20 protein-coding genes are annotated in these 25,225 nt (G+C 47.1%); 13 read left to right on the forward strand and 7 right to left on the reverse strand.

The window, feature by feature from the left end:
- Window positions 1-45: 45 nt before the first annotated feature.
- The gene (prlC, locus tag L1285_RS04370; RefSeq protein WP_235411112.1) at window positions 46-2,091 is read right to left on the reverse strand and encodes an oligopeptidase A; all 2,046 of its coding nucleotides are present in this window, start codon (window positions 2,089-2,091) and stop codon (window positions 46-48) included.
- A 253-nt stretch (window positions 2,092-2,344) separates the two neighbouring features.
- Between prlC and gorA the strand changes: the two genes are divergently transcribed.
- Window positions 2,345-3,703, forward strand: coding sequence for a glutathione-disulfide reductase (gene gorA, locus L1285_RS04375; RefSeq protein WP_235411113.1), 1,359 nt, complete (start codon window positions 2,345-2,347; stop codon window positions 3,701-3,703).
- Window positions 3,704-4,011: 308 nt separating this feature from the next.
- On the opposite strand, the gene L1285_RS04380 is transcribed toward gorA, so the two are convergent.
- Window positions 4,012-6,018, reverse strand: a complete 2,007-nt coding sequence (locus L1285_RS04380) for a winged helix-turn-helix domain-containing protein (protein ID WP_235411114.1) — start codon at window positions 6,016-6,018, stop codon at window positions 4,012-4,014.
- Between the two features lie 203 nt (window positions 6,019-6,221).
- Here L1285_RS04380 and L1285_RS04385 point away from each other — a divergent pair, with 203 nt between their 5' ends.
- From L1285_RS04385 to L1285_RS04435, 11 genes are all read left to right on the forward strand, one after another.
- Complete coding sequence (locus L1285_RS04385; protein ID WP_156158649.1) at window positions 6,222-6,383, forward strand: hypothetical protein; 162 nt, start codon at window positions 6,222-6,224, stop codon at window positions 6,381-6,383.
- Window positions 6,384-6,435: 52 nt separating this feature from the next.
- Window positions 6,436-7,257, forward strand: a complete 822-nt coding sequence (locus tag L1285_RS04390) for a hypothetical protein (RefSeq protein WP_046005011.1) — start codon at window positions 6,436-6,438, stop codon at window positions 7,255-7,257.
- Between the two features lie 148 nt (window positions 7,258-7,405).
- Window positions 7,406-8,584, forward strand: a complete 1,179-nt coding sequence (locus tag L1285_RS04395) for an ATP-grasp domain-containing protein (protein WP_235411115.1) — start codon at window positions 7,406-7,408, stop codon at window positions 8,582-8,584.
- An 82-nt stretch (window positions 8,585-8,666) separates the two neighbouring features.
- On the forward strand, window positions 8,667-9,905 hold the full coding sequence (locus L1285_RS04400; protein ID WP_235411116.1) for an ATP-grasp domain-containing protein: 1,239 nt from the start codon (window positions 8,667-8,669) through the stop codon (window positions 9,903-9,905).
- Window positions 9,902-11,110, forward strand: a complete 1,209-nt coding sequence (locus tag L1285_RS04405) for an MFS transporter (protein WP_235411117.1) — start codon at window positions 9,902-9,904, stop codon at window positions 11,108-11,110. The genes L1285_RS04400 and L1285_RS04405 overlap by 4 nt, the downstream gene beginning before the upstream one ends.
- A 52-nt stretch (window positions 11,111-11,162) precedes the next feature.
- A complete protein-coding gene (locus L1285_RS04410; RefSeq protein WP_235411118.1) occupies window positions 11,163-12,386 on the forward strand; it encodes an ATP-grasp domain-containing protein in 1,224 nt (407 codons plus the stop codon).
- A 28-nt stretch (window positions 12,387-12,414) separates the two neighbouring features.
- Window positions 12,415-13,203, forward strand: a complete 789-nt coding sequence (locus tag L1285_RS04415; protein WP_235411119.1) for a 2OG-Fe dioxygenase family protein — start codon at window positions 12,415-12,417, stop codon at window positions 13,201-13,203.
- A 21-nt stretch (window positions 13,204-13,224) separates the two neighbouring features.
- A complete protein-coding gene (locus L1285_RS04420) occupies window positions 13,225-14,208 on the forward strand; it encodes a C-terminal binding protein (RefSeq protein WP_235411120.1) in 984 nt (327 codons plus the stop codon).
- Between the two features lie 46 nt (window positions 14,209-14,254).
- Window positions 14,255-14,914 (forward strand): fumarylacetoacetate hydrolase family protein, encoded by a 660-nt coding sequence (locus tag L1285_RS04425; protein ID WP_235411121.1) that lies wholly within the window; start codon window positions 14,255-14,257, stop codon window positions 14,912-14,914.
- Between the two features lie 20 nt (window positions 14,915-14,934).
- Window positions 14,935-15,558 (forward strand): HlyD family secretion protein, encoded by a 624-nt coding sequence (locus L1285_RS04430; protein WP_235411122.1) that lies wholly within the window; start codon window positions 14,935-14,937, stop codon window positions 15,556-15,558.
- A gap of 68 nt (window positions 15,559-15,626) precedes the next feature.
- The gene (locus L1285_RS04435; RefSeq protein WP_268835960.1) at window positions 15,627-18,683 is read left to right on the forward strand and encodes an efflux RND transporter permease subunit; all 3,057 of its coding nucleotides are present in this window, start codon (window positions 15,627-15,629) and stop codon (window positions 18,681-18,683) included.
- Between the two features lie 216 nt (window positions 18,684-18,899).
- Here L1285_RS04435 and L1285_RS04440 read toward each other — a convergent pair whose 3' ends face one another.
- The gene (locus L1285_RS04440) at window positions 18,900-20,192 is read right to left on the reverse strand and encodes an FG-GAP repeat protein (protein WP_235411124.1); all 1,293 of its coding nucleotides are present in this window, start codon (window positions 20,190-20,192) and stop codon (window positions 18,900-18,902) included.
- A 428-nt stretch (window positions 20,193-20,620) separates the two neighbouring features.
- On the opposite strand from L1285_RS04440, the gene phnW reads away from it, so the two are divergent.
- A complete protein-coding gene (gene phnW / locus L1285_RS04445; RefSeq protein ID WP_235411324.1) occupies window positions 20,621-21,715 on the forward strand; it encodes a 2-aminoethylphosphonate--pyruvate transaminase in 1,095 nt (364 codons plus the stop codon).
- A gap of 66 nt (window positions 21,716-21,781) precedes the next feature.
- Here phnW and L1285_RS04450 read toward each other — a convergent pair whose 3' ends face one another.
- Genes L1285_RS04450 through phnX form a run of 4 tightly spaced genes read right to left on the reverse strand, consistent with a single transcriptional unit; the run spans window position 21,782 to window position 25,223 of the window.
- The gene (locus L1285_RS04450) at window positions 21,782-22,474 is read right to left on the reverse strand and encodes a UTRA domain-containing protein (RefSeq protein WP_235411125.1); all 693 of its coding nucleotides are present in this window, start codon (window positions 22,472-22,474) and stop codon (window positions 21,782-21,784) included.
- Window positions 22,475-22,480: 6 nt separating this feature from the next.
- Complete coding sequence (locus L1285_RS04455) at window positions 22,481-23,029, reverse strand: phosphohydrolase (RefSeq protein ID WP_235411126.1); 549 nt, start codon at window positions 23,027-23,029, stop codon at window positions 22,481-22,483.
- A complete protein-coding gene (locus tag L1285_RS04460) occupies window positions 23,026-24,420 on the reverse strand; it encodes an FAD-dependent oxidoreductase (RefSeq protein WP_235411127.1) in 1,395 nt (464 codons plus the stop codon). The genes L1285_RS04455 and L1285_RS04460 overlap by 4 nt, the downstream gene beginning before the upstream one ends.
- The gene (phnX, locus tag L1285_RS04465; RefSeq protein ID WP_235411128.1) at window positions 24,417-25,223 is read right to left on the reverse strand and encodes a phosphonoacetaldehyde hydrolase; all 807 of its coding nucleotides are present in this window, start codon (window positions 25,221-25,223) and stop codon (window positions 24,417-24,419) included. Before phnX ends, L1285_RS04460 begins: the two co-directional genes overlap by 4 nt.
- Window positions 25,224-25,225: the final 2 nt, after the last annotated feature.

Consider the following 25,225-nt stretch of genomic DNA (forward strand, 5'->3'; position numbering starts at 1 on the left):
GGCATGCGGGGAACAGGTGTTCAAAACGCCACCAAAATGCAGCGCTTACGCTGCTTTTTCGATACCACTGTGGCGCAGCAATGCATCTACACTTGGCTCGCGACCACGGAAGCGGGTAAACAGGGCCATAGGCTCTTCTGAACCGCCCTTCTCCAGGATATGCTGCATAAAATCAGCCCCCGTCTGGCGATTGAAAATCCCCTCTTCTTCAAACCGTGAAAAGGCATCCGCAGACAATACTTCGGCCCACTTATACGAGTAGTAACCCGCGCTGTAGCCACCGGCAAAAATATGGCTAAAGCTGTGCTGGAAGCGATTGAACTCAGGCGCTTTGACCACGGCGGTTTTTTCTCGTACGGCATTCAGCGTTTGCTGGATCTGGCACGGTTTGGCCGGATCGTAATCGGCATGAATATGGAAATCAAACAAGGAAAACTCGAGCTGGCGCAGCATCTGCATCGCTGACTGGAAGTTTTTCGCCGCCAGCAGTTTGTCGAGTAGCTCTTTTGGTAAAGGCTCACCCGTTTCATAATGACCAGAAATAAAGGCCAGTGCTTCTTCTTCGTAGCACCAGTTCTCCAGGAACTGGCTGGGCAGCTCCACGGCATCCCAGGCAACACCATTGATCCCCGCAACCGGTGCGGCATCAACCTGAGTCAGCATATGGTGAATACCATGGCCAAACTCATGGAATAAGGTGGTTACTTCGTTATGGGTAAACAGCGCAGGCTTATCGCCAACTGCTTTATTGAAGTTACACACCAGGTACGCCACCGGTGTTTGTAACTCGCCACTGGCACGCACTTTACGGCCCATGCAGTCGTCCATCCAGGCGCCGCCACGTTTGTGCTCGCGGGCATACAGGTCCAGATAGAAGTGACCACGCAAGGTACCCTGCGCATCATGAATAGCAAAGAAACGCACATCCGGGTGATAACTATCGAAGTCTTTAATTTCAGTGACTTTGATGCCAAACAGGCGATGTACGGTTGCAAATAACCCTTTCAGCACAGTATCGGCCGGGAAATAAGGACGCAGCAGCTCATCGGAGATGGCGTATTTCGCCTGCTTAAGCTTTTCGCCATAGTAGCCGTAATCCCACGCGGCCAGCTCAGTGGCCCCATGCTCTTTTTCTGCAAATGCTTTCAGTTCGGCCAGCTCTTTTTCGGCCTGTGGCTTAGCATGCAAGGCCAGGTCATTTAAGAAAGTAAACACCTGCTCCGGCGACTGCGCCATTTTGGTCGCCAGCGATTTATCTGCGTAGCTGTCAAAGCCCAGCAATTGTGCCAGTTCGTGACGCAGTGCCAGCTCCTCGCTCATCAGTGCTGAGTTATCAAATTCGTTGGCGTTAGGCCCCTGATCTGATGCACGCGTTACAAAGGCGCGGTACATTTCTTCGCGCAGCTCTCGGTTATCCGCATAGGTCATCACCGGCAGATAAGACGGAATGTCTAAAGTAAACACCCAGCCTTCTAATTCTTTACTTTGCGCCGTATGCGCTGCCAGCGCCAGTGCGGACTCAGGTAATCCAGATAACTGAGCTTCGTCGGTGATATGTTTAGTCCAGGCTTGTGTCGCATCCATCACGTTATTGCCAAATTTGGCGGCCAGCTCAGACAAACGCGCGCTGATCTCGCCGTAGCGCTTCTGTTGCTCTGGTGCCAGTGCAATGCCCGACAACTGGAAATCTCGCAGTGCATTATTAATGGATTTTTGCTGCGCCGTGTTGAGCGCCGCAAAAGCATCGGACTCTTTGAGCGATTTATAGGCCTCGTACAGACCCTGATGCTGACCAACATAGGTACTATATTCTGAGATCAAAGGCAGGCACGCATCATAGGCCTGGCGCAGTGCGTCGCTATTGACGACCGAATGCATATGCGACACCGGCGACCACATGCGAGACAGCTTGTCATCGGCTTCTTCAAGCGGAAGGACCAGGTTTTCCCAGCTGTATGAATCGTTTTTTAATACTTCATCTATGGTGTTACGGCATTGCTCGATGGCCTGTTTAAGTGCCTCTACAACGTGTTCTGGTTTGATTTTTGAAAACGGTGGCAAGCCTTCCATGCCAATTAACGGGTTAGTCATAGCGTCTCTCTGTTGATCTTTGTTTATCTCATGTATTTGGGGTGTTTTCTGTCAAAAAACAAGGCCGCCCGGCCAATTCGGGTGAATTAAACCGGACCGCCGTATGGCGATACATGCGCAGTTCACTCGCAGCCCCGCCCGTTCATCGAAAAAAGCGATGGCCGCTATCGGAAAAATTCATCCCGCCAGACTTTGCCCCGGCAGATATAGTGTTAAGCTAGGGCCATTTATCAGCATTTATAGAGATTAAAGCATGGCACAACATTTTGATTATATCGCCATTGGTGGCGGCAGCGGCGGTATTGCCTCGGCTAACCGAGCAGCAATGCGTGGCGCTAAAGTCGCCCTTATCGAAGCCAAACACATGGGCGGCACCTGTGTAAACGTGGGCTGCGTGCCTAAAAAGGTAATGTGGCACGGCGCACAGGTTGCCGAAGCCATCAAGCTTTACGCACCGGATTATGGCTTTGATGTAGAGGTGAAAGACTTCGACTGGGGCAAGCTGGTTGAAAGCCGCGAAGCCTACATTGGTCGTATCCACCAGGGCTACAACAAGTACCTGGCAAGCAATGGCGTGACCGTGATCAACGGCTTTGCTAAATTTGTTGATAACAACACGGTAGAAGTCAACGGCGAGCACTACACTGCCGACCATATCTGTATTGCCGTGGGTGGTCGCCCGTCGATCCCGAATATCCCGGGCGCTGAGCTGGGTATTGACTCTAATGACTTCTTTGAGCTCAAGGCGCAACCCAAGAGCGTGGCTGTGATTGGCGCGGGCTACATTGCTGTTGAACTGGCGGGCGTACTACATAGCCTGGGCACGCAAACGCATCTGTTTGTACGTAAACATGCACCGCTGCGTAACTTTGATCCTATCCTGGTCGACACCCTGACCGAAGTCATGGATAAAGAAGGGCCAACATTACACACTCACAGCGTACCTAACTCACTGAGCAAAAACGACGACGGCAGCGTCACTTTGCACCTGGAAAACGGCGACTCACACACGGTTGAGCAAGTGATCTGGGCGATTGGTCGAGAGCCTGTGACTGATAAAATCAACCTCTCTGCCACCGATGTCGCCATCACAGACGGCGGCTACGTCAAAGTAGACGAATATCAGAATACCTCAGTGTCTGGCATTTATGCTTTGGGCGACATTATGGACGGCGGTATTGAGCTGACACCAGTGGCAGTTAAAGCTGGCCGTATGCTAGCAGAGCGCCTGTTTAACCCGGAGATGCCCAACGCCAAAATGGACTATAACCTGGTCCCAACCGTGGTCTTCAGCCACCCGCCCATCGGCACCATCGGCCTGAGTGAACCAGAAGCCATCGAGCAGTACGGTGAAGACAACATCAAAGTCTACACGTCCTCCTTTGCGGCCATGTACACCGCAGTCACTCAGCACCGTCAGCCTTGTAAAATGAAGCTGGTTTGTGCCGGTGAGGATGAAAAAATCGTTGGCCTGCACGGTATCGGCTTTGCGGTTGATGAAATGATCCAGGGCTTTGGCGTGGCCATGAAGATGGGTGCCACCAAAGCCGACTTTGACTCGGTTGTGGCTATCCACCCGACGGGGTCTGAGGAATTTGTGACGATGAGATAAATCTCACCCATTTAATCCGATATATGCGCGAGCTAGTTAACACAGCTCGCGTTTTTGTTTGGCGCGTATAAGCACCCACTTTTTATTACGACTTGCCTTTTGAGTTTATTAATCTCAGCGATTACCACCCGAATTATTATACCCAACCATTTGAATAATTTACTTTTAATAGACTAGCACCCATTAATGAGCTTATCGGCGTATTGTCGAAAAACAGGCCAGGTCAAATACCCTGTTACACAGAAGTTCGCAGCATTTAGGAAGCTTGCTCAGCTAAGTGCTCACTGCTCAAGCTTCACAGTAAGATGTTACAGAGGGATACGGGCAATATTTATTCCGTGAGAGGTCCTGGATTCGTATATCAACTGGCTTTTATCACTACCGTCATACACCGCCCAAACAGGCCCATCGATTTCGATAAAATTGAGTTCAGATGTACTTGTATCGAATGCGTGTAATTTGCCTTGTTCAGTAAAGTAAAGGGTATTGTCGCGCAATAACCACTCATTATTATCTTCGAAATAAAGGTCCTTGGCGATGACTGAGGCTAGAGCGAGGTTGTGAAGAGGCGCTTTAAAGACCCCTTTTTCGTCTAGTTTTGTAAAGTACAATTGTTGATTCTCACAGTCTAGCTTAAAGCTGCTGACCGCGCCCAGCAGTGGGGTTTCGGTTTGCTCTGTGAGGTTAAATTTAACCAGTGACCATATTTGATTGGACAGCGTGGTTGCAAATACTTCGTTTTGATCCCAACAGGACCATTTTAGGTTCCTGACGAGTTTCTCGCTTAACCAGTCAATGCTAGTGACAGCATCGCCCATCTTCAAACTCGCTTTTTGGTCGATTGACAGGAGCAATTTACCAGAACTTATTTGCGTATCTAAATATTGAATATCCTTGTATTCGCCGTAGTTTGTTACTTGTTTGAGACTATCGGGGGCCTGTTGCCAGACCTGAGGAAAACCCGTTCTGTCAGAGACAAAGAAATAATCTTGATGTGATTGCCGTGCTGTATATTGCACTTCGTTCGCGTCACTTCCTTGCAGGACATTAATGTCTTTATTCTCGATAGTTAACACACTTAAGTCACTTTGCTGATAATTGCCTTTTGACGTTAAAAATCCATAACCTTTTTTGTAGTAGAGCGTTCTGAGATCTTCTTCAGAAGCGTAAACGAGACTGGTTTGCCCCGACTCTAAATCAAGTTCGTTAATTTGCCTTCTGTCGTCAATATAGAAGAGCTTGTCACCACTTTCATGCCAGGTCACATTGTAGATGTAGAACGGAAATGTCTGTACAGAAAAGTAGTCCTTTTTTTGAACGTCTAAAATCCTGAGGTTTACTTTTTTGTGTTGATCGCTGCTTAAAATCGCTAACCTTTGTCCGTCAGGGCTTAGGCTTAAACTGTAGTCACCATAAGTATTCTCTGTCGGTGTAGTGAGTGTTTTGACTATCTTGGTGTCTAAGTGCACGCTGTTAATTTTATAAGGCACTTGCTTATCTTCTTTAAAGGAAAAGTATAGCCATTTTCCTTCGGGGGCCAGTGCGATAGGGCTAAGACTCAGCTCACTACCACAAGAGACTATCTCGGACATGTTTGATAGCGTTAGCTCTTGATTTATATCGATATATTTTAAGAAACATTGACCGTTTTCAAAAGACTGAAAAAACAGCCTGTTTTTGTCTGGGTGCCAATAAGGTGAGCTAGTATTGCCAGGCAGTGAGACCGAGCGACTCGTTTTGATATCCCGTATTGTTACGGTAAAAGTGTTATCTATATAACTGACATACGCCATGAGCTCTTCTGAGGGATTAGTGGTTGGGTAAAGCTCTTCTCCCTTATGGTAGGTGATATTGATTACATCTGAGTCCAGAGGATACGGCTTTACTCCATCGTGAAAACCTAAGAGTGATGCTGCGACAAATATCGTCAGCACAGTAAAGGCATAGAGGTAGACTTTTGTCTTCTTTATTTTTTCAAAGTTACTTAACGGGGGGTCTATTTGGTGTTCGGTTATTTCCAAATCCACAGCAGAGAACGAAAAACCTTTTAGTCGATGCGTTTTTACGAGGTGTTTATCAGCACCGAGGATTTTGCGTAACTCGTATATTTCATTAATTACGCTTTCTTTTTTTACAATTTTACCTTCCCACAAGTTTTCCAGCAGCTCATCATAGGTACATACCTCATGATTTTTGTCTAATAAATAAACAAAAAGCCTGACTGTCTGCTCTCTTAACTTTCTGGTTCCACTCTTATCATGAATGAGTTCATGATTTTTAGCGTCAAGCTTCCATTCTTTAAAACAATAAAACATTACAAATGGCTTTACTACTACTCTGACTCTGTTTGAAAACTCATTCTACACGAAAAATAATTTATATAAATCAATGATTTGATTTTTTTTGATTCTTGATTTTCAGAAGGTGTAAACATTTGATTTACTTTGATTAATTTAGTGATGAAATTGTCATTTTCTCAACTTAAGATGCTCTCAGATTTTTTGAGAGAGTAACCAAAATGTTAAATAAAAAGATTTTAAGTTTATTGATTACGCTGTGTTTCTTTGCAACTACATCACAAGCAAATACACAAAACTTAGGTGAAAAGAATAAAGCTGAAGAGACAGGTGTTGTCGTTATTCTTTGCTCACCTTTCCCCTACTGCAAAGACCGTACATAGAAAGTCACCGGCTAGATAACATAAATACAAATACAAATACAAAGGTCAAAAGATGACACAAAATACCCAAAGCAACTTGAGCGTACTGCAAAACGTAACTAAAGCGGATGTGAGGTTGGAGCCTTTTCCACATATCGTGATTAAAGATGCTTTACCAAAAGAACTCTTTGAAAAGCTATATTCAACCATGCCGTCACTAACAAAAGTGAGCAAAGGGCAGGAGCTTGAATCTAATGAGCGATACATTTATTCGCCTCAAGATTTTAAGCAAGATGAAGAGGTTGATAACCTTTGGCGTGAGTTTGTCAGTTATCACAGCTCACCTGAATTCTTTTATGAATTTTTAGATTTATTTGAAGAATATATCCTCGACATCACGCCCGGGATCCGTGACAAGGTAGATAGCTTGCGCGACGCAAATATTGGCCGCCATCGCCTCGACAGTTTCGATGCAAAAGACATCCTATTAGACTGCAGCTTGAATATCTATTCTCCTGTATTTGGCAAGCCCTCCTCATTCAGAGGCCCGCACATTGATAAACCGCACTTTATCTTTGGTGGCCTGCTTTACATGCGAGATCCAGAAGACCGCTCAAAAGGTGGAGACCTGGATATCTACAAATATAAAGGAAGTGATCACAAGTTTCACTTTGCCGAAAACCATCCTGAACTGAGAGGCATTCGCTACGACATTGAAGACAAGTACGTCGAAAAAGTCGATACCGTTAAATACGACCAGAATGTGCTTGTAATGTATCCAATCAACCCGCTAGCACTTCATGGGGTTTCAACACGCGAAATCACGCCTTACCAAAGAACCATGGTTGGCATGAGCGCAAGTCTTGAAAATGGTTTCTTCACGTTAGAGACATAAGCACGCTTTTGGCCTCTCTGTTACCGCTTGCGATTTCAAAATAGGTGAGGCCATCACATCAACTTAATTTTAGTGCCCGATTAATTCAACGGACACTTGTTGTCGAAATCAGCCCTTTAGAGCTGAAGTAATACGAAGGAACAAACCGATGTCGCATATTCTCGTTATCGGAGGCATGGATTTTTCGATTCGCTGCCTTTCAGACCTGGCCATAGATTACACCATGATCCAAAAAGCAAATGGCGTAACACAATTCCAACAAGCGAACGCTTCTCAGTTGGTAGAAATGGATTATACAAACAGTGCTGAAGCGCTCGCGCTTGCTGAGTCATTACATAGTGAAAAATCATTTGCTGCCGTCATTTCATTTGCAGAGTTTGGTATGGAAACAGCCGCATTGATTGCCAAAGCGCTTAATCTTCCAACCAACTGCAATTTAGAAACGATTGAAGTAACACGCGATAAATTCGCTATGCGCGAACGACTAAAAGAAGAGCATCTCGATAATCTAGCCTATGCAAAAGTGAACAGTGTCGAAGACATCAGGCACTTTTTTAACAATACGACGGGCAAAGCAATTATTAAACCGAGCCAAGGTGCCGGAAGCTCAGGGGTTTTCTTAGTCGAGTCCCTTGAAGAAGCTGAACGGGCGCTGTTACACGCTAAGCAAAGCAATATGGGCGAAATCATCGCAGAAAGCTACGTAGGTGGAACAGAATACAGTATCGAAAGCCTGTCAAAAAATGGCAAGCACGAAGTCCTTGCTATCACGGAGAAACTGACAACAGGTGCGCCCTATTTCGTAGAGCTGGGGCACTCGCAACCTGCCCGTCTGGATGCAGGCGTAGAGGCAATAATACATGACAAAGTACTTCGCTTACTTGACGCAATTAAGCATCTGACTGGACCTGCACACACTGAGGTAAAAGTTGAAGATGGCAATGTATTTGTGATTGAAACACAAACACGTCAAGGAGGAGACAACATCTGGCATATGAATATGCTGACGAAGGGTGTTGATATTTTTAAAGAGACCGTCGCCAGCCTCTTAAAGCTAGATGCCCCAGTGAGAGAAGCCAAGGCCAAAGCAGCCGCTGTACGTTACCTTACCACCTCTGTGGAGAAAGTCAGTCGGATCGAAAACATTGATTCAGTAGCACAGTTGCCAGGTGTCGCGAACCTTCATATCAATTTAACTGAAGGGGAATATGTAAAACCCGTCACCTCGTCATTTGATAGAGCAGGATTTGTCGTCACAACAGGTGACACGGCCAGTCATGCGATAGCCACCGCCGAGAATGCCCTTGGGGCAATAGCCATTAGTTAACGAATCCCAGTTGCCGTCTTGATCACTGTTTTAAGTCAGACAGGGCTGCAATACCAAAACTACGATAGCGAAGTAACACATTATGAGAGTATTAATCATAGGGACAGTTCGTGCTGCCCATCGCGCGCTTGTTGAATTAGGTCATGACGTCGTTCTTTTTATCAATAAAAAGGCTGTTTTACCTGCTGACTTGGATTTCCCATACAAACAAGTCCATATGTTTGAAGAGTTCGCGACAGAACAAGACTATGCCGATTTAGCGACGGTACTACATGCAAATCAGCCTTTTGATGCCATATCTTGCCTAAATGATAATTGCCAGAAACAAGCGATTACAGTAAGCCAGGCGCTAGGGCTAAGCTTTCCCATTTCTCTTGACTCTTTGGAGTTGACGATTTCAAAAGATAGAACACGTAACCAATTAACGGCTTCAGGTACTGATGACACCCGATTTGCTTTAGTGAGCAATATTGATGCAGTACATGATTTCTGTGAGCAGGCAAGCACCGCCCATATTCTAAAACCCGTAAATGGCACCGGCAGCAAAGGCATTGTAAAGCTGGAGTCAGGCGATAATGCATTGTCGAAGATTTTAAGTCTGGGTCTGAAAGTTGAAGATGTATTTCCTGCGATCATCGAAGAATATCTGGAAGGTCCTGAATTTAGTGTTGAAGCTCTGTCAGAAAATGGTGAGCATCGAATTATCGCTATCACCCATAAACTCAAAGACCCAACGACGTTCATTGAACTGGGGCACGCCATTCCTGCCGACTTATCTGGCGTAGAAGAACAGTTAATCGTTGGCTATGTCAAAGAGGTTCTGGATTCTGTCGGGGTAACGGATGGCCCGTCACATAGCGAGGTGATCTTTACTGCCAATGGCCCAAGGCTTATTGAAACACATACGCGACCGGGCGGTGACAATATCTGGGACTTGATGAAAATTGCGACCGGCGTAGATCTGATGAATTTGTCTGTTCGCCAGATGCTTGGTGAGCGTATTCTCAACGAAATCCCACATGACTTACCTAAGCAGAGCTTTGCTGCCATTCGCTATGCAGCCCCCTCTTTTGGGCACGGCGCGAAATTAACCCGGGTCGAGGGTGTTGCCGAGGCACGGAGCAAAACCGGTGTCGTTGATGTCAATATTCTGAAGAATATCGGGGCCGAAATAGGACCTCTATTGCATAGCTTCGACCGGGCTGCTTCTGTCATTAGTAAAGGTGAGTCACTAAGCGATGCTTTGGCAAATGCTGCAACAGGCCTGGAACAGCTAGAGTTTCATACTTGTTGGTCGCCAAAAGAGGTGGAAGCATCATGAAACAGCTGTTTGCCACCAGTGAATTAAGCATCAACATAGCTCGTGGTATCTTTACCTTAGCCATAGGTAAACTGCTTTATGATATGACGGGCCAGTTGTGGGCGTTTGCTGGCGTGTTTGTTCTCGAGTTTTTGCTTTCGCTACTATTACAAGGAGTCGCTGGCAGCATAACCGATCAGTTGGGCTCAAAGCGTGTACTCTTGATCAGTATGGGGCTGATGTCTGCTGCCCTTTTGGCACTGTCGATTACCGAGTACTTTCTCCCTTTAAACTTAACCATACTCTTTTGCGTCTCGGCGGCACTGACTGCTTCAAAGCCGTTCATCCGTAATGGTGTATTCACGCTAGTGCCAAAAGTGGTTGCTGGCGCAGACATTGAGAAGCTCAATGGCATACTTGCCGCGGCTGTACAGTCAGGGCAGATCATCGGTCTGGCTATTGGCGGCCTGCTACTCGAGTTTTCACTGGAATACCTCATTTTACCTACCGTTACCTGTTGCTTTCTAATCGCATCGTGCGCGTTGACTATGATGTTTTCAATCAGCACAGTGAAAGAATCGACACACCAGGAAGCCAGTGTTTCAACAACGGGTTGGCTTGCAACTTTCAAGCTGCTGCAAGAGGCTCCTCAGGTCTTAGTTGTGCTGATTTTTACAACGTTTGATTTTATTATCGTCGCGCTTTTCAACCTGCTGCTGGCACCGGTCGTTAACTACAATTTTGACGGCGCCGCACGTTGGTTGCTATTCCTTGATTTAGCATTTGCTATCGGTGCTATCTGCGCTGGAGCAATCGTCGCAAAAGCAAACTTAAACAGTGATAACCGACTTATCTACACCGCGTTATCTTGTCTGTGCGCAACCATTGTTTTCATCAGCTACTGGCTGGCATTGCCAAGCTATATCACCTTATTCGCTATTTTTTCCGTGGGCTTTATGACCACAGTTTCCGCTGTGTCCTGGAGCTCTACGCTGCAAAAGCTATCTCCGCCAGACATTCGAGGAAAGCTCTCTTCACTTAGGTTGATGTTTAACTCAACCCTTGCCGTTGTGGCAGTGATTCTGGTTTCAGCATTCTACGATAGCGGATTTAGTCATGCGGCAGGTCTGTCTGTGTTAACAACACTATTGCTGTTTTTAGCGTGTGTTTACTGCACCTGGCAGACCCGAGAGACAACAATCAAAAACAATAGCTCAAATTCATAATTCGCAATATCAAAACATTATATTAATTCTCTACTTTAGACAGGTAAAAAAATTGAAAAACGTAGTTATTACATCAACATATACAAAGTTATCGCATTACAATCATGAGCAACTTGCGCAAATGCAAGGTGTTAACTTCTTTGTTATTGTGCGAGAGTCAGAACGACTTGCGGTAGAACGCGACTTCGGGGCGACGTTTCCCAATGTATTCGGTATCCAGGGCACTTCTGAGGAAGCGTTTTTCCAGCAATCCAAGTCTTATATCTCTGAGCTCATGGCTCAAAAAGAAGGCGAGTCCTTTTATATTGTGACTATGGCTGAAGATCTTTTATTAGTGGCGGCAAAGTTACGCGAGGCATTCAACTTAACAGGGATGAACTTCGAGCAAACGTATCGCTTTCGCAATAAAGGCGAGATGAAGAAAATCCTGCAAAAAGCGAACATCCGCGTTCCTTACTTCGGAAAGTTAGACCTATCAAAATCAGAACACAAGGCTTACTTTGAGGAGATTGTTGCAGAAGTCGGCTTACCTTTCATTATTAAACCAACCATGATGGCTTGCTCTAATGGCGTATCGAAAATAGAAAGCTTTGACGCCTTTGCTGAATATCTGGATGACGCTCAACCCAATATAGAGTATGGCTACGAAGAGTTCATTTCCGGCAAACTATATCACTGCGATAGCATCGTCAGTAACGGTGAAGTTATTTTTTCTTCTGCGTGCGAATACACCAATGAAAATATGCATTTTCAGAAAGGGAAATCGGTTATCAGCATGCCACTGCCAGACGACTTGGCTATCTCCCAGGAAATTCTCGCATTCAATAAAGCCGTGCTTAACGAATTAGGCATGGAGCAGGGAGTAAACCATTTAGAAGTATTCAAAAAAGGTGACGAACTCGTTTTTCTTGAAGTTGCTTGCCGAGCGCCAGGGGCGGTGGTTGTACCTATGTACGAGCGTCAGTTCGGGTTTAATTTTCTAAATACCAACCTTGAGATGGAGCTTGGCCTAGTGCCTGAACTCTCAAAATCTGCAAAAGTGTATTGTTTCTCTGGGATTTTCCCTGTACAGCCCGGAACAGCCATTGAGCTTGTAGAACCACAGTTGCAGTCACGTTTCGACATGAACTGGAATATCAAGCAAGGGCAGAAATTTGACTCAGCGGACAGTTTAAGAGATATCGCAGGCTCAATTCAGGCGACAAATCAATGCTTCGATACGCTGCGTGAAGACTTTCGCAAACTCATCGATTTTCATGCCGTTAACTGCGCCTAACGACGCACATTAAAGAGATGCTTTCACTGTGACTGTAAAAAATAAACCGCGTGAGATATTCAATTACGCGAAATATCTTAAACCAGAAAATAACCCTTTTTGCCAAATTCAACACGCTTTGGAACAAGCGACTGACCTGATAGCTAAAGAAGGGTACGCCAATATAGCGAGCGATACTATCAGTGAAGCTTTTGATATATCAAAAGCAGAATTAGCTAGCCTGGCCAAGTATTGGAATGATTTACCTATGGATGACTACCTTCATGACCAGGGGCGTTATAGAAGGAGAAAGATTGGCCATGTTCATATTGATCTAGAGAACAATCGATTTTCAGTATCAGATAATCAAATGTTCTACCAATCAAAGTCGATTAATTCCGCGAACGGGGGAATAAAGCGTTTTTTCGATACGGTACCAAGTGCTTTTTATCATGAACCGGCATTTCAGAAGTTATTGCTGGGTAATTTGAGAGTAATAAGTGATGTTGGCCTGAAACGCGTTAATGTTTCATTTCACTTATTCCGGGTGCTTTGTAGACCTGATGAAGTCGGTCAGGCTACACCAGAAGGCATTCATCGTGATGGCCATTTATACGTGGGCCAGCACTTGATCCACCGAGAGAATGTATCTGGTGGCGTATCGGGGATCTACACACCTGAAAAGAAATCGTTATTCAAGACAACATTAATGGCACCGTTAGACAGCATTGTGGTGAACGACGAAAAAGTAATGCACGACGTATCAGAAGTGTACTGTGCAGACGACCACTATACCGGGTATAGAGACATGTTAGTCATTGATTATAACCACGCCTAACAAAACATAAGGATAACAAAAATGGCAAAGGTATTTATTACGGACCGCATTAAAGCGCTCACCGTTGAGACTGAAATTCTGGGCAACCAAGTGACCTTAGAAAAAGATTTGAATGCTGAAGTGTTACTGGTTTGGCATCAGATCGTAGATAAAGCATATATCGATCAATTCAAGAATCTCAAAGCGATTATTCGCTATGGTGTGGGCTTTGATAAAGTTGATATCGATTATGCTGCCTCAAAAGGCATCACCGTCAGTAATAGTCCAGATTACTGCACGGAAGAAGTGAGTAATACAGCAGTAGGCATGATTTTAAATGGCACGCGTCGAATTTCACAATATAACCACGAGGCAAAAGACTATCCACAAGGTTGGCAAGAGAATGTCATCAAAACCATCGAACGTGACTCGAATTTAACGGTCGGTATTGTCGGCGCCGGGCGCATCGGCAGTAACGTATTGCTTAAAGCAAAAGCGCTCGGATTCAAAACCAGCTTCTACGACCCATACGCAACGGCAGGTTACGAAAAAGTACTTAATGCAACGCGCTGTGACTCTCTGCAGCAGCTGCTGGCAAGTTGTGATGTCATCTCTGTACATGTCCCTTTGACAGACGAAACCCGGGGCATGATCAACAAGACGTTTATTGCATCAATGAAAGACGCAAGCGTGCTTGTTAATACCGCGAGAGGTGCCGTATTGGAAAGCTATGACGCCATTGAATACGGCCTTGAGAATAATAAGTTAGCTAATGTTTTCCTTGATGTTCTTCCTGAAGAGCCGCCGACAGCACACCCCTTGATCGAGAAATGGAAAGCGAACGAAATTGGCGTGTCAGAACGGCTGTTTATTAACCCTCATTCGTCTTACTACTCTCAGGCTGCTGGCATTGAAATGCGAACAAAAGCAGCGTTGAACGCGCTAGGGGTTATTGGTGGTGGAAAGGCACAGCACGTCGTTAACCAAGAGTTGATTGATGGCTATTTTCCACGATACGGCACGTAGTTTGACGTGCCCTTCACTACTTTAATAAAAAATTTTGGAGCACACTATGAACTATCATCACAGAAACATAAACGGACAGCAGCTGGATTTACCACTGGGAAAAGTGGTTTGTGTTGGCCGTAATTACGTAGAGCACGCCAAAGAGCTTAATAACCCGGTACCCAGTGAGCCGATCCTTTTCATTAAGCCAGCCACAACTTTAGTGCCTTTCTCAACCCCCATAGATGCGCAAGGCGCGCCTTATCCACTTCACTATGAGTTAGAGATTGCCATCCTGATCAAGGACACGCTCAAGAACGCTACCGCAGAGGAAGCGAAGGCCGCCGTCGGCGGTGTCGGCCTGGCACTCGATCTGACCTATCGTTGTGTACAAAGCAAGCTCAAGGAGAAAGGACACCCCTGGGAAAAAGCGAAGGCATTTGATGACAGCTGTCCAACCAGTGAATTTGTCATCAACCCAAATGTAGACCTGGATAACCTTGCTTTAAAACTGGAAATTAATGGTGAGGTAAGGCAGTCAGCGAGCGCGTCGGAAATGATCGTCGATATCGTTTCTTTGCTGCAATATGCCAGCACACATTTCTCTTTGGTCCCAGGCGATATTTTGCTAACCGGAACCCCTGCAGGCGTCGGCGTGCTGAAGTCTGGAGATGCGCTGGTTGCATCACTAGATGACGTCATCTCCACGAGTACTCAGGTTGTATAAGGAATTGGGAGCTGAATGATATGAAACCGCTATTATTTGCCAGATTATTGGTGATCAGCTCTTTATTGCTGCTGCAAGGCGCATTTCAAGCGGTTGCTGCTACCGAGCCAAAAGCGTCTCCACTTCTGCTCATTGGTGAACTCGAATATGAGCGCTATCAACTTGTCGTGTCGAATGTTGAAGGCGTATTGAGTCGACTTCATATTCGCGGAGGGCAAGACGTGGATAAGCAGCAATTGCTCGCCAATGTCACCAGCTTGGAATATGGCGTCAAAGAGCAGCAATTTTTCAACGGTGAAAGCGCATTGAGGGTGGCTGAAATCTACCTGCAAGAAGGCGACAAAGTGGAAAAATTTCAGCCAATCATGCGTCTGGCTGATACTGAACATTTACATGTTGTTGCACCTGCTTTTTATCCGCAAGCAAGCAATGTCAGCATTGGTCAAAGTGCAAAAGTGGTATTCGACCCCGATAATGCGGCGCTGACGATAGATGGTCAGGTCTCGGGCATACATCACTTGGCAAAAGACAGCTCACACGCAAAAGTCGAGATCCGCTTAGACCTAGGGTCTTGTGAATCTCAGGTCAGTTGCCGCCGCTACCTTAAGCCAAGAATGTTGAGCAAAGTCATTATACAAGGTTAACCCTTTATTTTCTTAGCCCTGAATACAGGGCTAAGAGGTCTTTTTATGTTACACACGCAGCGCAAGTTATGAGAAATAATAATAACCATTCCAAGCTATATATTTGCTTGACCGTTGCATTGGTCATCATAGGATCGATGTTAATTTTCAAACTGCCGGTATCACTCTATCCGTCGGTAAACAAACCAAGTATTCAGCTGACGTTCTATTACCACCAAGAAGTTCAGAGCTTCTATCGCAATTGGGGGGTAAAAATAGAAGACTCGCTCAAGGCGATTGAAGGCGTCGATGAAGTTGAGGGTAAGTATCAACAAGGCAGTACAAAATTCATTGTTTCTTTTGACTGGAATATTTCTCCTGAACAAGCGAAGCGAGATGTTGCAGCCATAGGGGCTTCATACCAAGCACAACTGCCGAAAAACTTACCACCGTTAAAACTGGGCTTTTATGACCCGGGCTCCGAGAACTATGTGGCTATCAAGTCAGACATTTACGGCGCAGGTGAACTCAGCGAGCTACTGGCCAGAACACTGGAGCCACAGTTAAAAGAGATTGAAAGCGTCAGTCGCACGTTAATTTCGCAAAAGTATGAGAAAGTTGTCAGCGTCAAGTTGGACCCCTACGCGATGTTAGAGCATAACGTGGACCTCGATGACATTATGAATACGCTGCATCGAAATGAATTTGATAAGCGCATTGGGACACTTGAAACACGACATGAAGGTGATATGAGCATTCACTTTCGCTCGGGTGTGACTAATCTGGAGCGACTGCGCAACCTTCGCGTTCACGCCAAACCCGGTGTGACGCTCCGCCTTGCTGACTTGGCTGATGTCAGCATCAATCAAAAGGAGAATGCGCGTTTTTTCCAGTACAATGAAGACGACGTTGTGGTCATTGCTATTTGGCCAGACCCCGATGCCAATCAATACAAAGTTGCGACTGAGTTTCAGCGACTTGTTGCCAAGGAAACACACTCCTTAGGACACGTCTTCGTCCTGAATGATCCGAAGAAATTTATTGATGACGCCATTGTCAATATACTCATCGCGCTTCTGGTCGGCATGTTGTCGGCAGCCATCGTTGTCTTGATGGTTTATCGTAAATTCTCGACGGTAATACTCATCAGCATCAGCATGCCTATCGCCTTAGCGACCTCCATTATATCTATGTCCGTTGCCGGGGTTGGCATTAATATTTTGTCGCTCGGGGCAATGAGCATCAGTATTGGCATGGTCGTTGATGGCGCGGTTGTTGTATTAGATAGCATCCAGGTTAAATGCCAAAATCGAACTGTGACCCATCGTCTCGTCTTTGGTGCAGTGCGCGATGTCAGAAGCTCCCTGATAACATCAACATTGACCAGTGTCTTTGTGTTTTTTCCACTGGCGTTTACGTCGCCGATGACGGCGGCAATCCTCAATGACTTGGCGCTGGTGATAGTTGCGGTATTAATTTCGTCCTTCTTTATCAGTGCTTACTTTTTACCCTCCTTGTACTTACTGGTGTTCGGTGGCAAGGTCATTCATGCCAAATCAGCGGCGCAGTCCAAAAACATCGAAAAGGCGTCTGGATTTGACAGCCTGGTGCGCTGGCTGTTTTCTAATAACTGGAAACGCGTCTCTATTATTGCTGCTGTTGCGCTATATGTAGGCTTTGTACTGGTAGAATTACCCCCAAAGCTCAAAGCTGAGATCATTGCTCAGCCCAAAGCTGAAATTATCGACGTTGGCGTCTCTTTCGCTAAGCAAGGCCTTGGCAGTGACGAAAAGGTAAAAATTCTTGCCCCAATCAGGCAGAAAATTCAGGATGATTTTAAGGACTCTGTCAAATACGTATACAGTGATATTCGGGCCAACAGCGCGTATTTGTCTGTTCATTTAAAGTCATACAAGGATTTTGACCAAGTCTTTTCCGCTTTGCCAAAATCACTGGCTGATGTAAAAGAAGAAACCAGCTACTCACCCTGGATTACCTCAGCATTAAAAATTAAGGATCATCCAAGCTTCAGTATTCTTTTCACTCACGAAAATGAAGAGGTAAACCGCCAATTACTTGCGTCTGCTTACCAGTTCATAAAAACAGATGAACGAGTGTATAAAAGCAAAGCCGCGCCAAAGGCTTCTAAAATCTCGAATCAGGAGCTTATCGTCAGAGAAGATTTTTTGAATCAGTTGCTGGTTGAACATGATTACAGCCAAAGCGTTGATAGCTTGGCCAGATTTGTCAATTACACCGCCTCGCCTCAGGAGGTTTTTCAGGTCAAAACCGATGAGGGTTACTTTCCGTTGGAGCTCAAGATCTCCAACCATAAATACAGCACCCAAGACATTGAGCAAACGCCTCTGCATTTTGCCGGGCATAACCTGTTCTTACAAGATCTCATCAAGTTTGAGGAAGTAGCGAGCTGGCGAGAGTTTTATTCTCGAAACTCGAAACCTTTGTTTAGGTTGCAGGTTTGGATGGCAGCTAATAACCAACAAACAAATGCCGATTTAATGGCTGATTTAAAGGCACATTTACTGAAGGCGTATTCTGAAGAGAGCCTGCCTATCGTCGTCAAAGACATGCAGCAAGAAGTGCGTCAGGGTGTGGCATCGATTAAAAACGCCCTGTTCCTGTCGGTTGCCATTGTGTTCTTAGTTGCCCTGTATCAGTTCAGAACGCTCACCAATGCGATGATTATCTGCAGCGTTATCGTGCTGGGATTAAGTGGTGCCTTTCATGCCTTATACATTTTCAACAGCACACTTTCTCTGAATTCAATGCTGGGGATGTTGATATTGGTGGGGTTGACCGTGAACAATTCGATACTGCTGTTAGACTTCTTTTTACGGGAAAAGCTGGCAGGTAAAACGGTAATGGATGCGCTATGTGAGGCCCTGAAACGTCGCATGCGCTCGCTCATTGTCACCAACCTCACGACCGTTGTTGCAATGGTACCGTTAGCAATAGGCTTTGGAGCAGGACAAGATATCTTAAAACCTTTGGGCATTAGTGTCGTCCTGGGCTTAGCCATTGCGACATTGCTGACCTTGTTAGTTGTCCCGGCACTGATTAGCTTAAAAAGCTGGGATAAACAAGAAGAGCTAACGGTCGACCTGCCATCTAGTAAGCCAGCTTAGTGTGGCTTATAAGCGCCTTCAATTGGCTTAGACTGATTGAGGGCGCTTTGGTCTTTGGCTATATGACCGACTCGGCCTTAGGAGTTTATGACGATGTGCTAAGTATAGCTAAGCCAAACCTAAAGCAGCTCCTTGATGTAAGGAGCTGCGAGTTTAATGAGGTATATGACCTACCGAGCTTTAAAGTAGCCAGACATTACTCACCACTCCCTGATTCTACTGCGAAGTCTTTACTTCCCTTTTCTTCGCAACTGTAACCTGATTTTTAACATGAAACGCATTATATTGGTTCAGGTCCTGTACGTAAACCGCACCAGACTCTTTACCATTGGCGTCATGATGTGGGGTGGCTATCACCGCTTTACCGTCGGAAAGGCCGACGTTCCAGCCAAGTTGATCGCCTGGCTGCGCATTGTTGGCAACCACTTTGGATGAATAGTGCCAGCCATCGGCGCGCTTTTTGTAGACATATAATGCGCCGGTGTCTTTGCCTTGTGCGTCATGGTTCATCGCGCTGATAATCGCCGTATCACCACTGAGTGCCACGCCGCGGCCAAAGCGATCATCGGCTGCGCCATCAGGAGAAGTGAGTTTTTGCGCCTCGGTCCAGCGTGTGCCGTTGCGCTCAAAAATATAGGCAGAGCCGGCATCCACGCCCAGACCTTCTACGTCATCGCGTCGTGCCGAGATGAGTGCCGTATCTCCTGAAATTGCGACCCTGACGCCAAAGATATCGGTATCACCGCCATCGGACGCCATCAACTTGGCCTGCTGATGCCATTGCTCCCCGTCTTGCACGTAAATGTATACAGCTCCGGCGTTTTCTGCCGTTTTGTCATGCAAGTCAGCGCCAACGACTATGGTATTGCCATCAACCGCGACGTCGATGCCAAACAGATCGCCTGCCGCGCCATCACTGGCCATGATTTTGCTCTGATAGCGCCAGGTATCACCAGAGCGGGTATAAATATACGCAGCACCAGCATCATTCGCCTTTGCATCATTACGTGGAGCACCGATCACCAGCACTTTGTCGGTAAATGCCACACTCTGGCCAAAGGCATCACCCGGTTTAGCATCTGGCGCGGTAAAAATCTCAGTTTGTGTCCATGTGTCTGCTTTTCGTGCAAAGGCCACCACCGCACCGGCGTCTTTGCCTTTGTCATCTCGTCTCATACCGCCGAGCATGGCGATGTCATTCTTTAAAACCACCTTACCACCCAGGGTGTCATCAGCCGACAGAGGCTTTGCAACCAGCTTAGCTTGTTGCTGCCAGCCCTTCTCCCCTAATACGTAGACGTAGCCCACGCCGCCGTCATTAATCCCATTGATATCCGCTTTGTGCGCGCCCACCACAACCGTGTTACCGTCAATCGCTGCACCATAGCCAAAATAGTCTTCCGCCTTGCCATCATTGGCAAATAATCTGTCTGGCGCCGCAAAGCTATGACCAGCCAGTGCTGTTAGCATGGCACACAGGGTATATTTCATAGTTGACTGTATTTTCACCCGTTCCTTCCTTTTTCTTCCAATACATCAGGCCCAAACTTGTCTCATTTTTGATGAAATTTCAACAATCTATTTTACTAACCAAGATATTCTCAATGAGCCTGAGCTGACAAAAGTGCATACCTGCTTCTGACTGAAGTGACACCGTTGACGGCCCGGTAAGCCCTAAGTGACTAACTGCGCGTTACTTTTACCTTTTTTAGGGATTTAGTAATAAAACAACATAGCACTTCAGGTAGGGCGATACCTGTGCGCTGAAATAAATGTAACCAATTATAAATACAGATAATTATCCTGCTTTAAGCGACCTCGCACACAATGCGTGCTTGCCCCTTTTAAAATGACATTTCTGTGAAAGGTGACGATGCCATATTGTTTAACTAACTCGGGCTTCATACAATCTGGTCTAGACCAAAAGAGGTATACCCATAATGACTCACTACTTACTCTTAACACCTGGCCCGTTAACGACCTCGGATACCGTGAAGCAAGCGATGCTGAAAGACTGGTGCACCTGGGATGATGACTATAACCTGGACGTAGTCCAAACAATCCGCCGTACATTAATTAAACTGGCAACCCCCTCAGCAGGTTACACCAGCGTACTGATGCAAGGCAGCGGCACCGCCTCTGTTGAATCTGTGCTTGGCAGTGCCCTGTTGCCCGAAGACAAACTACTGGTGATCAACAATGGCGCATATGGCAAACGCATGGCAGAGATCTGTCAGGTACTGGGCCTGGCGCATGAAGTGCTGACCTTTAAAGAAACCCAGCTGCCAGATTTAGAACAGATAGCTGCAAAGCTGGCTACTGGCGGGTTTAGTCACCTGGCAATGGTGCACTGCGAGACCACCACAGGTATGCTCAATCCTCTGGAGTCCGTAGCACAGCTATGTAGCGATTATGAGGTGCGTTTTATCCTTGACGCGATGTCGAGTTTTGGCGGCATCACTATGGATGTGGCAAAGCTGAATATCGAGTTTTTAATCAGCTCCGCCAATAAGTGTATTCAGGGTGTCCCAGGCTTTGGTTTTGTGATCGGCAAGCAAACAGCCATTGAACGCTGTAAAGGCAATGCAAAGTCGCTCAGCCTGGATCTGTATGATCAGTGGCATACCATGGAAGTATCGAATGGCAAGTGGCGCTTTACGTCACCAACCCATGTGGTCAGGGCCTTTGCTCAGGCACTCTCTGAGCTGGCCGACGAAGGCGGCGTAGCAGCCAGACAGGCGCGCTATACGCAAAATCAGCAGCTGTTATGTCAGGGCATGCAGGAATTAGGGTTTGAACCTTTGCTACCGGTTAATTTGCACTCGCCCATCATCACTTCTTTCTACTCCCCCACGGCACCTAACTATGACTTTAAACGCTTTTATGAAGCACTGAAGGCCCAGGGCTTTGTGATTTACCCCGGTAAAGTATCCGACGCCGACTGCTTTCGAATTGGTAATATTGGCGCCGTGTACCCCGAAGACATAGCACGACTTATCGGCGCGATTGCTGAGGTCAAAGACTGGAAATAAACTCCACCAGAGAGCACTAAAAAGGCCGCAATGTGCGGCCTTTTATGGGTCAAACAGCGGGTCAACCTACTGACTGTCCACTTCGATTTCTATCGCACTGTGTACCCAGTATTCTATGTTGTAGTCGACCAACTTGTCGGCTTGATTAAAGCGCTGGCGAATTATCTTCAGGCATAACGCGCCACTGTTCACGTTAAGCAGGTCAGCTTTGTCATCGGGAATAGCTGTGACAACCAGGCTGCTGCGTTCATGGGTCACGTTAATTCCGTAATCTCGTTCAAAAATGGTGGTCACTGAGCCTTCTAAGGACTTAGACGCCAGATCATCAAACTGGGCGGCCAGACAGTAAATCTCTTCGACCATCACAGGACGTTCATCCAAAGAGCGCACCCGGCAAATGGCATGGAAAGTAGCCGGGCTTTGTACTGCAAATGCCTGATTAACGACATTCGAAGCCAGGGTTGTCTCAAAGGACACTACCTGGGTTAATGGCGTAAACTGCTGCTCCTGTGCAAGCTGGTAAAAGTTCACCTTTTTAACCGGATCCCACTTCAGCCTGGGTGGAGAGATAAACCAGCCTTTACGGTTCTGACGATAAATCACGCCTTCGGCTTCCAGCCTGATAAGCGCTTCTCTTACGGTGATCCGGGTGGAGCGGAACGTATCTTGTAGCTCGCGCTCAGAAGGCAGCTTTTTCAGCTCGGGATGATCGGCGATCAACGCAAATAAATATTGCCTGATTTCTTTGTAAAGCAGCATAAGTCCCTATTGTCCTGTTAACACCTGAGTGGTCAGCGCCAGCCAGGGTGCAATGTCTGTGTCGATGATGTGGCTGGGTTTGCCTGAGTCGTCATATCGGCGCAGTTCCATCGCCTGAGCAAAACAACCGAGCGCTTCAAACGCACGCGCTTCGCTGTCTGTCATTGTTCCGCCCTGCTGTTGTAAGGTCTGCCAGCTTGCGTCAGATAAGCACCCGGCTCCAGCCATTCTGGCAGTGTAGCGTTTTGCCTGCACATGATAGCGAATTGGCAAATAAACGCTAGCGGGAAAGCCCTTTTGTGCGAGCCAGTGGCTGGCAATGTCAGCATGCTCACTGTGCCCCCATTGGTCCAGCCCGTCTAACTGAGCTTTGTCCGCGATAAAGTGGCCAATATCATGCAAAAATGCTGCGCACACCATGTCAGGCGCTGCCTGATGCTGTTGTGCATGCCAGGCGCTGCTGACTGCATGGCTGATCTGTGTGCATGCTTCGCCGTAAGTATTGTTACCGAACTGTCTAAACAAACAGGCAATTTCATCTATGGTGTCTGTCATTTATCAGCCTTACCGGCGGCGGCCGCCAGCTTTGATAACTGCTTATCAAGCCACCAAGGGGAGTGGCCGGCATCTTCACACCGCTCTTTACGCTGCACCGACTGTTTTACCAGTTGCGCCCCTAAATAACGTATTGGCTCAGGCGGGAATGTGCTCAGCGGTCCTTGTGCCAGACCACTGCGTGCCCAGGCATTGTCTAACCCCAATACCAGCGACGACAAGATCTCACCACCCAGATAGCTTTGTACAACACCATTGCCCGAATAACCCAGCCCATAAAATACATTGGGGTTACCATTCAGTCGGCCAAAAAATGGCAGGCCGGTAGCAGACCTGTCTGACGCCCCTGTCCAGCTCGTTTCAAACGCGCCATCCAGTGCAGGAAACAAATGCCGAAAGCTGGCTTTGAGCATGGCTTCAAAACCACTGGGTTTGTCGAATGCGCTGAGCATTTTATTGCCATAAGCAAACAGATTACCGCCCTTACCCAGCATCAGGCGACCATCCGCACTGGTTCTGTAATAGCGTACAAAAATACGTGAATCAGCCACCGCTTTACCGTGGGACAGGCCTATGTCGGCCAGGGCTTGCCCCATCGGCCGGGTGATCATCATATCGGAAGACACCAGTACATAGTGGCGATTAAAGCGCGGGAAACATTGCCCCATCCAGCCATTAATGGCGATAACCACTTTCTTTGCTTTCACGCTACCGAGGCGTGTTTCAACCGTCGGATTAGTGCTGCCCTGCAACCCCGTCATAGGTGACTGCTCATAAATCTTCACGCCCAGCGACTGGGCCACTTTTTTGAGGCCCAGCACCAGCTTGCCCGGATGCACACTGCCTGCGGCATCAGTGGCAATCGCTGCACGGGTTTGTGTGCTGCCTGAAAGCCTGATGGCATCAGCCTGCGCTAACGCCTGCCAGCGATTGATACCATGCTGTTCAAGCAAAGACACTGGATGTGACAAAGATTGCGCCTGTGCCGCATTGGTGGCAGTGTAAAGCGCGCCTTCAGCGCGCACCTCAGCGTCAATATTGTAGCGATGACAAAATCGCTGAATATCGAATACCGCCTGCTCGGATGCCTGTACCAGACGAATGGCTTCTTCAACACCAAACAGCCTGAGCAAGGTATTCAGCTTAGTCGCAAAGGTCAGCATACAACCGCCGTTGCGCCCGGATGCCCCTTCGCCACAGCGGCCTTTCTCAACCAGGGTGACATCGGTGTTGGGCGACTGTTGCTTTATTTTAATGGCACTCCAAAGCCCGGTATAACCGCCACCGACAATACACACATCACTGTGAATATGGGCAGTTAATGGCTTGGTTGTTTTGTCGTCCGTCAACGCCTGCGCCTGCCTGAACCAAAATGGCTGACTGTGGCTCATGGGCGCTGGTGTCTGGCTCGTTTCGCCATGATCTGCTGGATCACGGGAATGGCATCCGCCAAAGAGTCGACCACAAAATGGGCGCCAGCCTGATACAGCTCAGAATTAGCTTTTTCTTTCAGTACACTTTGCTGCTCAGCCGTCAGGTCCCGCCACTCAGCTTCGGTTAAACCGATGGCATTGCCAGTGACCGCCAGACCCACAGTCCACATACCTGCACGTAGCCCTTCTGTAATACCCGGCGCTGAGTCGTCAAATTTGATGCAGTTGGCCACGTCATTGATCCCCAACTTCTGTACATTTTCTAATGCCATCCAGGGACCCGGTCTTGACCCTATGGTGTCGTCACTGGCGACCCAGCAGTCCGGGCTATACCCTTGCTTTGCCGCTTCGGGTACGAGGATCTCCATCACTTCGCGTGGATAGCCTGAGCAGGAACCTATTTTGATCTGCTGCGCCTGTAACCAGCCGATGGTATCAAGTGCACCGGCAATCGGCGTTGCATGTTGCGCCACCTTGGCTTTTTGCAACGGCATAAAAGTGTTGTAAATAGTATCGACCGTGTCATCGCTCATGGCCTGGCCAAACTGTGCCTGCCAGCGCGCATCAACCGAAGGCAGCTGACCAAGTGTTTTTATGTGATCCCACTTGCCCATGCCCATTGGTACACGGGCTTCTGCCAGAGAAATATCAAAGTCATAAGCCTGCTTGAAGGCCTCAACAAAAATGGTAGTGGGGGCAACAGAGCCATAATCCACGACAGTTCCAGCCCAGTCTAAAATGACAGCTTCAATGTGATTCATGT

It is taken from the genome of Pseudoalteromonas sp. DL2-H2.2, from assembly GCF_021532535.1.
Classification (GTDB): Bacteria; Pseudomonadota; Gammaproteobacteria; order Enterobacterales; family Alteromonadaceae; genus Pseudoalteromonas; species Pseudoalteromonas rubra_A.